This is a genomic window from Klebsiella sp. OBRC7 (genome assembly GCF_000293135.1).
Lineage (GTDB): Bacteria > Pseudomonadota > Gammaproteobacteria > Enterobacterales > Enterobacteriaceae > Klebsiella > Klebsiella michiganensis.
In genome coordinates, this window is sequence record NZ_ALNJ01000035.1 from 1 (window position 1) to 10,440 (window position 10,440).

Genomic DNA, 10,440 nt, shown 5'->3' on the forward strand with positions numbered 1-10,440 from the left:
TCAGAATGATGACGACAATCTTTGCAGAACCTGCGGCAGGAAACATCCACACCATAGTGGCGACCAGCCAACCGGAAATAATCGCATTGGCAAACATCTCCAGCGGCGGGTTTTGCATCACCTTCAGGCTAATTTTAAGAAAGGCTTCGCGAGTAGGCTCATCGAACACAGGCATAACATCGAACGCCCAGGCCGCGATAGCGGTCCCGATTAAGTTACCTGCCAGAACAATCCCCCATAAACGTAACAGCAGGCCGATATTGCCGAGCGTGGGTTTATGCATAATAGGCAGGACGGCGGTGACTGTATTCTCGGTAAACAGCTGTTGGCGAGCGAGAATGACGATCACAAAACCAAAGGTATAACCAAGATTTTCCAGCAAGAAGCCGCCGGGAAGTTCGCTCAGATGGACATGGAAGATGCCTTTGGCGACCAGCGAGGCGCCCATCGAAAGCCCGGCGGCAATTGCTGACCATAATAGCGCCATGGCATCGCGCTCCAGCTCTTTCTCGCCTTCCTGGCGAATCACTTCATGAGTGGCCATCGCCTGTGAAGGCAGGCGTTCTTCATCAACCTCAATTTCTTCACCATTCTGCTTTTCTTCACTCTCTACTTCAACATCCTCATTATCATGGTGAGTATGCGGTTTCATAACTTTTCCTCAACGGCGGGTCTTTATTATAATCGTAGAGCGGTTTCGGCTGTTCGGGTCGGATAAGCTCCTAAATTCTTCACAATGACAAGATTAGCAATACGGAAATTGCAAAATGTGTATAGAATCGGGACATCAACAATGATGCTAAAAAAGGCTATGCTGAAAGCAGGCACATGCTTACGGGCGATATCTTTATGGAGGCAGCTGTCCCCCGATAACCCCCAGCGATAGCTTAAATTAACAGGGAGACACCTATGAATTTTCGCCTGTCGGCGCTTGCGCTTGGCGCCACATTGCTGGTGGGATGCGCCAGTTCTAGTTCTGGCGATCGGCCGCAGGGGCGTTCAGATCCGCTTGAAGGCTTTAACCGTACCATGTTCAACTTCAACTTCAACGTTGTCGATCCCTATGTCCTTCGCCCCGTCGCGGTGGCGTGGCGTGATTACGTTCCGCAGCCGGCGCGTAACGGGCTGAGTAATTTTACCAGCAACCTCGAAGAGCCGGCGGTAATGGTGAACTCCTTCCTGAAAGGCGATCCCTATAAAGGAATGGTGCACTTTACGCGTTTCTTCCTGAACACCATCCTTGGGATGGGGGGCCTGATTGATGTGGCCGGGATGGCGAATCCGAAACTACAGCGCGTTGAGCCTGCCCGCTTCGGTAGCACGCTGGGTCACTATGGCGTTGGCTATGGTCCATATGTGCAGTTGCCTTTCTACGGCAGCTTCACCCTTCGTGATGAGGGTGGCGATATGGCTGATGACCTGTATCCGGTTCTTTCCTGGCTGACATGGCCGATGTCTATCGGCAAATGGATGGTTGAGGGCGTTGAAACGCGCGCGCAGCTGCTGGATTCAGACGGTTTGCTCCGTCAGTCCTCCGATCCGTATATTTTAATGCGTGAAGCCTACTTCCAGCGTCACGACTTTATCGCCAACGGCGGTAAACTTTCCCCGAATGAAAACCCTAACGCGCAGGCGATTGAGGGCGATCTTAAAGATATCGATTCACAGTAACCGACGGGTAGAAAGTAAAAAGGGTGAACATGACGTTCACCCTTTTTTGTTGCTGCTGAGGATCAGAAACGGTAGTTGAAGTTCGCGCCGTACAGCCAGGCTTTACCTTCTGATTTAAAGGTATACGGCCCTTCTGTAAATTCAACGTGCTGACCGTGCATATAAGACACACCCACATCGACCGACGCATCTTTGTTGAAGGCATATGTCGTACCGGCGCTGAGCCACAGGCGATCCTGGTCCGGAATAGAGATAGAGCGATTGGAAGCCGGGACCGGGCTATCATCAAAGGCGATACCGGTACGGAAGGTCCAGTTATCGTCGTGGTAATAGGTCGTACCCAGCGCGATACGGTAGGAATCTTTAAAACCTTCGTCCTTGTAGAACAGCGTTTCACCACCGCTGGTTTTGGTCGCTTTCAGCTCCTGGAACTGGCTCCAGCTGGTGTATGCCAGGCTGTAGTGAACGGCCCATTTTGGCGCCACGCGGTTATATCCTGAAATTTCCCACATTTCTGGCAGATTCAACGTCAGAGAACCGCCAATCGTGGAGCCGCCGGTGCCGTACGGCAGGCCCAGGCCCAGAGCAGAGTTGATGGGGTTGAGGGAAGACGGCAGGCTGCTCTTATAATCTCCATCAAAATCAACTTTAATTTCAGAGCGATAGGTCAAACCGTAGCGGTTGTTTTTATCGACTTCATATAAAATACCGGCATTCCAGCCGAAGCCCCATTCATCACCCTTCAGACGAGCAATTTGGGTGTCGCGGCTGATACCGCCGGCCTGTTGACCGATGGCCGCAGCCTGAGCCGGGGAGAGTTTGCCGGCTTTCACCATTCCCGGTAGCTGTGCGCCGATAATTTCCGGTAAATCACCCGCATAGCGCTCTAATTTTGCTCGAGCGTACACGGCGTCAAAGCCCAGACCAAAACTCCAGTGGTTGTTGAGACGATAAGCGCCGCTCAGGTTCAGGTTGAGCGTTTCGAGATCGGTCGTACCGCCCATCGAGCCCGCGGCAAAATCGTTGTTGAACTCGGTGGCTAAACCATAGTTAGAGGTCAGGGACGCCCCCCAACCGAACTGGTCGTTAATCGGCGCCACGAAGTGCAGATTCGGCACCCAGGCGGTAGGCGCAATATTGTCCTGGCTGGCGTCATTACCGATAACTGAACTGCCGGTGACGTTGACATCAGGATCGACGAAAATGGCGCCGCCCGAGAAGGTTGGGCGGTCGAACATCATGATTAACGCCGGGTTACGGCTGGCGTTGCCCGCATCATCAGCAATAGCGCCTTCACCTGAATAGGCGCGACCAAGGCCCGATGAAGAGAATTCGTTTAGCTGGAAGCCTGCTGACCAGGCCTGGGTTGAAACGAGTGCTACAGCCACTGCAAGGGCAGATTGGGTAAGGCGGGTTTTCTGGCTCATGCCCATAACCTCATAGAGTTATTTTTTATTTAAACAATGTTACATGCTGTAACAGGAGCGCGAAGTGTAGGGTCTGCTTTACGACAGAGAAATCAGACCAGTGCGCTGAGTATAGGTCTGACCAGATGATATGTTGCAAGTTTGTTTATAAGTTTTTTCAATTGTGATCTAAGAAACGCGATCCAGTTGGCAAATTTACCCAAGTACCTGTTACCCAAAGTAGGCGCTTTTTGTTTTGGATCATTTTTAAGTGTGATTTCGGTCACTTATCCCGTTTGTCGCCATTAACGACTGGAGGCAGGCATGCCCGGGGCGTAAAATACGCACATTATTTGTCTGGCACCTTGAGTGCATATACAGAGGAAATCTACGATGAGTAAATGCAGTGCTGATGAAACCCCGGTTTGCTGCTGTATGGATGTTGGCACCATTATGGACAACACCGATTGCACCGCCTCTTATAGCCGCGTGTTTGCGAACCGTGCGGAAGCCGAAGAAATGATCGCCGCATTAAGCGAAAGAGCGCGTAACGTAGAGTCAGAGCCGTGCAAAATCATCCCGACCTTTACAGACATTGATGGCGGCGTGAAGCTGGATATCGATTTCGTGTTCAGCTGTGAAGCTGAAACTCTGATTTTCCAACTCGGCTTGCGTTAATCCTTCCCTTAATGCCCCTCATGGCAGGGGCGTTACCTTTTCTAATCAATGTGTTTTGGCTCCCACTTTTTCGGTTCCCCGATTGGCTTAATGTAAAATATTAGTTAAAACTGTTATCAGGTCAGACCACTTTGTTTTATCGGTTAACAGGGGAGCGTTATGAGTCAGGCATTACCGCTAGTCACCCGCCAGGGCGATCGTATCGCGATAGTCAGCGGTTTACGTACTCCGTTTGCCCGACAGGCGACGGCTTTTCACGGCGTGCCGGCCGTTGATTTAGGTAAGCTGGTGGTCGGCGAAATGCTGGCTCGCAGCAACATCCCCGCGGACATAATAGACCAGCTGGTATTTGGCCAGGTGGTGCAGATGCCGGAAGCGCCGAACATCGCCCGGGAAATTGTGCTGGGGACCGGCATGAGCGTGCATACCGATGCCTACAGCGTCAGCCGCGCCTGTGCAACCAGCTTTCAGGCGGTGGCCAACGTCGCGGAAAGCCTGATGGCAGGCACTATTCGTGCGGGTATCGCCGGCGGGGCCGACTCCTCTTCCGTATTACCTATTGGCGTCAGCAAAAAACTCGCCCGAACGCTTGTTGATGCCAACAAAGCTCGCACCCTGGGACAGCGTCTGAAGCTATTTTCCCGTCTGCGTTTTCGCGACCTTCTGCCCGTACCGCCAGCCGTTGCCGAATACTCAACCGGGCTGCGAATGGGGGATACCGCCGAACAAATGGCGAAAACCTGGGGTATCACTCGCGAACGGCAGGATGCGCTGGCGCTTCGTTCGCACCAGCTTGCCGCCAGAGCCTGGGAGGAAGGGAAGCTATCGGCAGAAGTGATGACGGCATACACGCCGCCGTTCCGTGAGCCGCTGGAGCAGGATAATAATATTCGTAAAAATTCAACCCTGGCAGATTACCAAAAGTTACGCCCGGCTTTCGATCGTCAACACGGGAGCGTAACCGCCGCGAACAGTACGCCGCTGACCGATGGGGCGGCGGCGGTGATCCTGATGACCGAGTCCCGGGCGAAAGAGCTGGGTCTTGTCCCGCTGGGCTATCTGCGAAGCTACGCTTTCACCGCAATTGATGTTCGCCAGGATATGCTGCTGGGCCCGGCCTGGTCGACGCCGCTGGCGCTGGAAAGAGCGGGGCTGACGTTGGCTGATTTGACCTTAATTGACATGCACGAAGCTTTTGCCGCGCAAACGCTGGCCAACCTGCACTGTATGGCCAGCGATCGCTTTGCCCGCGAAGTGCTTGGCCGCTCTCAGGCTATCGGGGAAGTGGACGAGAGTAAATTTAACGTGCTTGGCGGCTCGATTGCCTACGGTCATCCCTTTGCCGCCACCGGCGCGCGGATGATTACCCAAACGCTGCATGAACTGCGGCGGCGCGGCGGCGGATTTGGTCTGGTCACCGCCTGCGCGGCGGGTGGGTTGGGTTCAGCGATGGTTCTGGAGGCCGAATAATGGAAACCGTATCGGCATTTGCGCTTGAGGTTCGCCCGGACAATATCGCCGTCATCACCATTGACGCGCCCGGTGAAAAAATGAACACCCTGAAAGCTGAGTTCGCCAGCGAGGTACGGGGGATCATCCGCCAGATCCGTGACAATAAGGAACTGCGCGGCGCGGTGTTTATCTCGGCAAAAGCGGATAACTTTATCGCCGGGGCGGATATCAATATGATTGCCCGCTGCCATTCCGCGGAGGAAGCGGAGGCGCTTGCCCGTCAGGGCCAGCAAATCATGGCCGAGATCCACGGTCTGTCGATTCCGGTGATTGCCGCTATCCACGGCGCATGCCTGGGCGGCGGCCTTGAGCTGGCGCTGGCCTGCCACGGGCGGGTATGCAGCGATGACGATAAAACCCGGCTTGGCCTCCCGGAAGTTCAGCTGGGGCTGCTGCCCGGCTCTGGCGGAACTCAGCGTCTACCGCGATTAATTGGCGTCAGCGGCGCGCTGGAGATGATCCTGACCGGTAAGCAGCTTCGCCCGCGTCAGGCCCTGAAGGCAGGGCTGGTTGATGAGGTGGTGCCGCAGACTATCCTGCTGCAAACCGCGATTGAACTGGCGCTCAAAGGTCGCCCGGCAAGCCGCACTGTTCCGGCGCGCGAACGTATTCTTGCAGGCCCTCTTGGCTGCAGCCTGCTGTTTCGTCTGGTAGCGAAAAAGACGCATCACAAAACCCAGGGGAACTACCCGGCAACTGAGCGCATTTTGCAGGTGATTGAAACCGGACTGGCGCAGGGCTGCAGCAGCGGATACGCCGAGGAGGCCCGCGCTTTTGGCGAGCTGGCGATGACGCCGCAATCGCAGGCGCTACGGTCGATTTTTTTTGCCAGCACCGATCTGAAAAAAGATCGCGGCGCGGATGCTGAGCCCGTCGCGCTGCGCAGCGTGGGCATTCTGGGCGGAGGACTCATGGGGGGCGGTATTGCTTACGTCACCGCCTGCAAAGGCGGATTACCGGTACGCATTAAGGACATCCAGCCGCGCGGTATAAATCACGCACTGAAGTACAGCTGGGATCTGCTTGATAAACAGGTGCGGCGCCGCTATCTGCGCGCCAGCGAGCGCGAACGCCAGATGGGATTAATATCCGGTTCGCTGGATTACCAGGGATTCGCACATCGCGATGTGGTGATCGAAGCGGTATTTGAAGATCTTGCGCTCAAGCAGAAGATGGTCAGCGAAGTTGAACAGTACTGCAGCCCGGAGACGATCTTTGCTTCTAACACGTCGTCTTTACCGATCGGCGAGATCGCGGCGCATGCAAGCAGGCCGCAGCGGGTCATCGGGCTTCACTTCTTTAGCCCGGTAGACAAAATGCCGCTGGTTGAGGTGATTCCGCATAGTGGTACGGATCGGCAAACAATTGCGACGGCGGTTAAGCTGGCGAAATTGCAAGGTAAAACGCCGATTGTCGTCGCCGATAAAGCGGGCTTTTATGTTAACCGCATTCTGGCCCCCTACATAAATGAAGCCATGCGCCTGTTGATGGAAGGCGAGCCGGTAGAGCATATTGATAACGCTTTGGTTAAATTCGGTTTTCCGGTTGGCCCTATTCAGCTCCTTGATGAAGTGGGAATCGATACCGGTACCAAAATTATCCCGGTACTGGAGGCCGCATGGGGAGAACGTTTTAGCCCGCCTGCAAACATCATTAGCTCGATTCTGAATGACGATCGCAAAGGGAGAAAAAATAACCGGGGTTTCTATCTTTATGCGGCAAAAGGGCGTAAAAGCAAAAAACGGCCCGATCCTGCGATCTACACTTTACTGGGTATTTCCTCACCGCAGGCGCGCTTGTCCGCGCAGCAGGTGGCGGAACGCTGCATGATGATGATGCTTAACGAAGCGGCGCGCTGCTTCGATGAGCGAGTGGTTCGCAGCGCCCGCGATGGCGATATCGGCGCCGTATTTGGCATTGGTTTTCCGCCATTTCTTGGCGGCCCGTTCCGCTATATGGATACCCTGGGAGCGGGTGAGGTCGCCGCGATATTGCAGCGCCTGGCTGTTCAGTACGGCCCGCGTTTTACACCATGTGACACTTTGTTACACATGGCCGAGCAGGGGGCGACCTTTTGGCCCGCTGAGGAACGTACGACCTAAGTTGTGGTCAAAGAAGGTAAATCCGGTAATGAACGGCGCTGCCCTTTGGCGATTTTGTAAGCAATAGTTGACTATACTTACGCCATTGAGGTAAAAAACAGCGTTTCATTCGTTGAATGGATCAGGCACAATGCCCGGCCACCGGGTCACCTGCGTATCGTCTACGTGGGTAAGACCGCGGTGCTTCTGGTTAACAAAAGCGGTGCAATATGCAAGTTTTTATCATGCGTCACGGCGACGCTGCCCTCGATGCAGCCAGTGACTCGGTTCGTCCATTAACCGTCTGCGGTTGCGATGAGTCTCGTCAGATGGCTACCTGGCTGAAAGGTCAAAAAGTGGATATTGAGCGGGTTCTTGTGAGTCCCTACCTGCGTGCAGAACAGACGCTGGAAATTGTTGGGGAGTGCATGAATCTGCCAAAAGATGTCGACGTGATGCCGGAACTCACGCCGTGCGGCGACGTTGGCATGGTTAGCGCTTATTTGCAGGCGCTGGCGAATGAAGGTGTGGCGACGGCGCTGGTCGTGTCTCACCTCCCTCTGGTGGGGTACCTCGTCTCAGAGCTGTGCCCGGGGGAAACTCCCCCGATGTTCACCACTTCGGCGATTGCCTGCGTCACGCTTGATGTCAGCGGCAAAGGCGAATTCAACTGGCAAATGAGCCCCTGCAATTTGAAGATGGCGAAGGCTATCTGATTCCCTCCGGGGCTGACGTTTACGGAAGCTCCGGCGGTTGCCACTCTTCAACTTCAATCAGAACCAGCAGTGCGGCGTCTCCGCCGTACTCTTTTGGTGCCTGATGAAACGCCATAATATGCGGGTGCTGGGCCAGCCACAGCGGCGTTTGCTGTTTGAGAATATGCTTTCCATGTCCGTGCATCACGCAGGCGCAGAATACGTGCTCGCGACGGCAGGCGGCAATCAAGGCTCCCAGTTCCTGCTTGGCCTGCTGCTGGGTTAAACCGTGCAGGTCGAGAAACAGCTCCGGCGAATAATCACCCCGACGCAGCTTTTTCAGCTCAAAATGGCTGACGTCCGAGCGCACATATTTAACCGACCCTTCGGTATTCAGCAGCGGCTGAAACTCATCGGAAAAATAGTGGCTGTTATCCGCCTGCTCCTGGAGCAGCCGCTTGGGCGGTACTTCAGCGATTTTTTTACGCTGCGGGCGATGAACGATGGTGTCCTGCTTAATCTGACGCGTGCCGGTCATCAGCTGCCGGAACAATGCCTGATCCTCCTCGCTTAGCGATGTTTTCTTTTTCATTACCTGATCTCATTTTTTCTTTGCCGGTAGTTTACCCGACTCGCCACGCATCCAGGCAAGGAAAACCTATTTTTCCCCCTCCGCCTGACGTAAGAATGCTGATTTATCCCCGTCTTCGTGGCAAACTAGCCGCCGAATTTATAGCAGAGCGTGCCCTGGGGGATAGCGTGGATAAAATTTTTGTTGATGAAGCCGTTAATGAGCTTCATACCATTCAGGACATGCTGCGTTGGGCGGTAAGCCGCTTCAGCGCTGCAAATATCTGGTACGGACACGGCACCGATAACCCGTGGGATGAAGCCGTACAGCTGGTGATGCCTTCACTATATCTGCCGCTTGATATTCCGGAAGATATGCGTACCGCGCGTCTGACTTCCAGCGAAAAACATCGCATCGTTGAACGCGTCATTCGTCGTATTAACGAGCGCATTCCGGTCGCTTATTTGACCAACAAAGCCTGGTTCTGCGGCCATGAGTTTTACGTCGATGAACGCGTGCTGGTACCGCGCTCGCCGATTGGCGAACTCATTAACAACCATTTTTCCGGCCTGATTGACCACTATCCGCAGCACATCCTTGATATGTGCACCGGCAGCGGCTGTATCGCTATCGCCTGCGCTTACGCTTTCCCGGAAGCGGAAGTCGATGCGGTGGATATTTCCCCTGACGCGCTGGCCGTTACCGAGCAGAACGTGGAAGATCACGGATTAATTCATAACGTTACGCCAATTCGCTCCGATCTGTTCCGCGATCTGCCGAAGGTGCAATACGATCTGATCGTGACCAATCCGCCGTACGTCGATGAAGAAGATATGTCCGACCTGCCTGGTGAATATCGCCATGAACCGGTCCTGGGGCTGGCTTCCGGTAGCGATGGCCTGAAGTTAACCCGCCGGATCCTGGCCTGCGCGCCGGATTATCTCAGCGATGACGGTATCCTGATTTGTGAAGTCGGTAACAGCATGGTACATCTGATGGAGCAATATCCTGACGTGCCATTTACCTGGCTGGAGTTTGAAAACGGCGGCGATGGCGTCTTTATGCTGACTAAACCGCAGTTGATTGCCGCCCGCGCGCATTTCGGTATTTATAAAGACTAAAACAACACGCAAACATAACGACAAAAACGGAGCCGTGATGGCAGGAAACACAATTGGACAACTCTTTCGCGTCACGACGTTCGGCGAGTCGCATGGCCTGGCGCTGGGCTGCATCGTTGACGGCGTGCCGCCAGGCATTCCGCTAACCGAAGCCGATCTCCAGCACGATCTCGATCGCCGTCGTCCGGGAACCTCACGCTATACCACCCAGCGCCGCGAGCCGGACCAGGTGAAGATCCTCTCCGGCGTATTCGAGGGGGTGACCACCGGGACCAGCATTGGCCTGCTGATTGAGAATACCGACCAGCGTTCTCAGGACTACGGCGCCATTAAGGACGTTTTCCGCCCTGGACACGCTGACTACACCTACGAGCAGAAATATGGCCTGCGCGACTATCGCGGCGGCGGTCGTTCCTCTGCGCGTGAAACCGCCATGCGCGTGGCCGCAGGGGCGATTGCCAAGAAATTCCTCGCCGCGAAATTTGGTATTGTGATTCGCGGTTGCCTGACCCAGATGGGCGATATTCCGCTGGCGATAAAAGCGTGGGATCAGGTAGAGCAGAACCCGTTCTTCTGCCCGGATCCGGACAAAATCGAAGCGCTTGATGAACTGATGCGCGGCCTGAAGAAAGAGGGCGACTCCATCGGGGCGAAGGTCACCGTGGTGGCCGATGGCGTACCGCCGGGACTGGGCGAGCCGGTATT

10 protein-coding genes are annotated in these 10,440 nt (G+C 54.8%); 7 read left to right on the forward strand and 3 right to left on the reverse strand.

What is annotated here, in order from left to right:
• A partial coding sequence (locus HMPREF1144_RS09280; protein ID WP_009652589.1) for a formate/nitrite transporter family protein occupies window positions 1–652 on the reverse strand: 652 nt, incomplete at its 3' end.
• A gap of 257 nt (window positions 653–909) precedes the next feature.
• Between HMPREF1144_RS09280 and mlaA the strand changes: the two genes are divergently transcribed.
• Complete coding sequence (mlaA, locus tag HMPREF1144_RS09285) at window positions 910–1,671, forward strand: phospholipid-binding lipoprotein MlaA (protein WP_004852917.1); 762 nt, start codon at window positions 910–912, stop codon at window positions 1,669–1,671.
• A 62-nt stretch (window positions 1,672–1,733) separates the two neighbouring features.
• Here mlaA and fadL read toward each other — a convergent pair whose 3' ends face one another.
• Entirely contained in the window at window positions 1,734–3,098 is a 1,365-nt protein-coding gene (gene fadL / locus HMPREF1144_RS09290; RefSeq protein ID WP_004852913.1) for a long-chain fatty acid transporter FadL, read from the reverse strand.
• 372 nt (window positions 3,099–3,470) lie between these two features.
• On the opposite strand from fadL, the gene HMPREF1144_RS09295 reads away from it, so the two are divergent.
• The 4 genes from HMPREF1144_RS09295 to sixA all read left to right on the forward strand — a co-directional run bounded on the left by HMPREF1144_RS09295 (window position 3,471) and on the right by sixA (window position 8,064).
• Window positions 3,471–3,755: a YfcZ/YiiS family protein gene (locus HMPREF1144_RS09295; RefSeq protein WP_009652588.1), complete on the forward strand. Its 285-nt coding sequence runs from the start codon at window positions 3,471–3,473 to the stop codon at window positions 3,753–3,755.
• A 159-nt stretch (window positions 3,756–3,914) separates the two neighbouring features.
• The gene (gene fadI, locus HMPREF1144_RS09300) at window positions 3,915–5,225 is read left to right on the forward strand and encodes an acetyl-CoA C-acyltransferase FadI (protein WP_004852909.1); all 1,311 of its coding nucleotides are present in this window, start codon (window positions 3,915–3,917) and stop codon (window positions 5,223–5,225) included.
• A complete protein-coding gene (gene fadJ, locus HMPREF1144_RS09305) occupies window positions 5,225–7,369 on the forward strand; it encodes a fatty acid oxidation complex subunit alpha FadJ (RefSeq protein WP_009652592.1) in 2,145 nt (714 codons plus the stop codon). Before fadI ends, fadJ begins: the two co-directional genes overlap by 1 nt.
• Window positions 7,370–7,578: 209 nt before the next feature.
• On the forward strand, window positions 7,579–8,064 hold the full coding sequence (sixA, locus tag HMPREF1144_RS09310) for a phosphohistidine phosphatase SixA (RefSeq protein ID WP_032721545.1): 486 nt from the start codon (window positions 7,579–7,581) through the stop codon (window positions 8,062–8,064).
• Between the two features lie 19 nt (window positions 8,065–8,083).
• On the opposite strand, the gene smrB is transcribed toward sixA, so the two are convergent.
• Window positions 8,084–8,635 (reverse strand): endonuclease SmrB, encoded by a 552-nt coding sequence (gene smrB / locus HMPREF1144_RS09315; protein WP_004123257.1) that lies wholly within the window; start codon window positions 8,633–8,635, stop codon window positions 8,084–8,086.
• A gap of 167 nt (window positions 8,636–8,802) precedes the next feature.
• Here smrB and prmB point away from each other — a divergent pair, with 167 nt between their 5' ends.
• On the forward strand, window positions 8,803–9,735 hold the full coding sequence (gene prmB, locus HMPREF1144_RS09320; protein WP_009652591.1) for a 50S ribosomal protein L3 N(5)-glutamine methyltransferase: 933 nt from the start codon (window positions 8,803–8,805) through the stop codon (window positions 9,733–9,735).
• 37 nt (window positions 9,736–9,772) lie between these two features.
• Window positions 9,773–10,440: chorismate synthase (gene aroC / locus HMPREF1144_RS09325; RefSeq protein ID WP_009652590.1), on the forward strand; the 668-nt coding region annotated here is incomplete at its 3' end.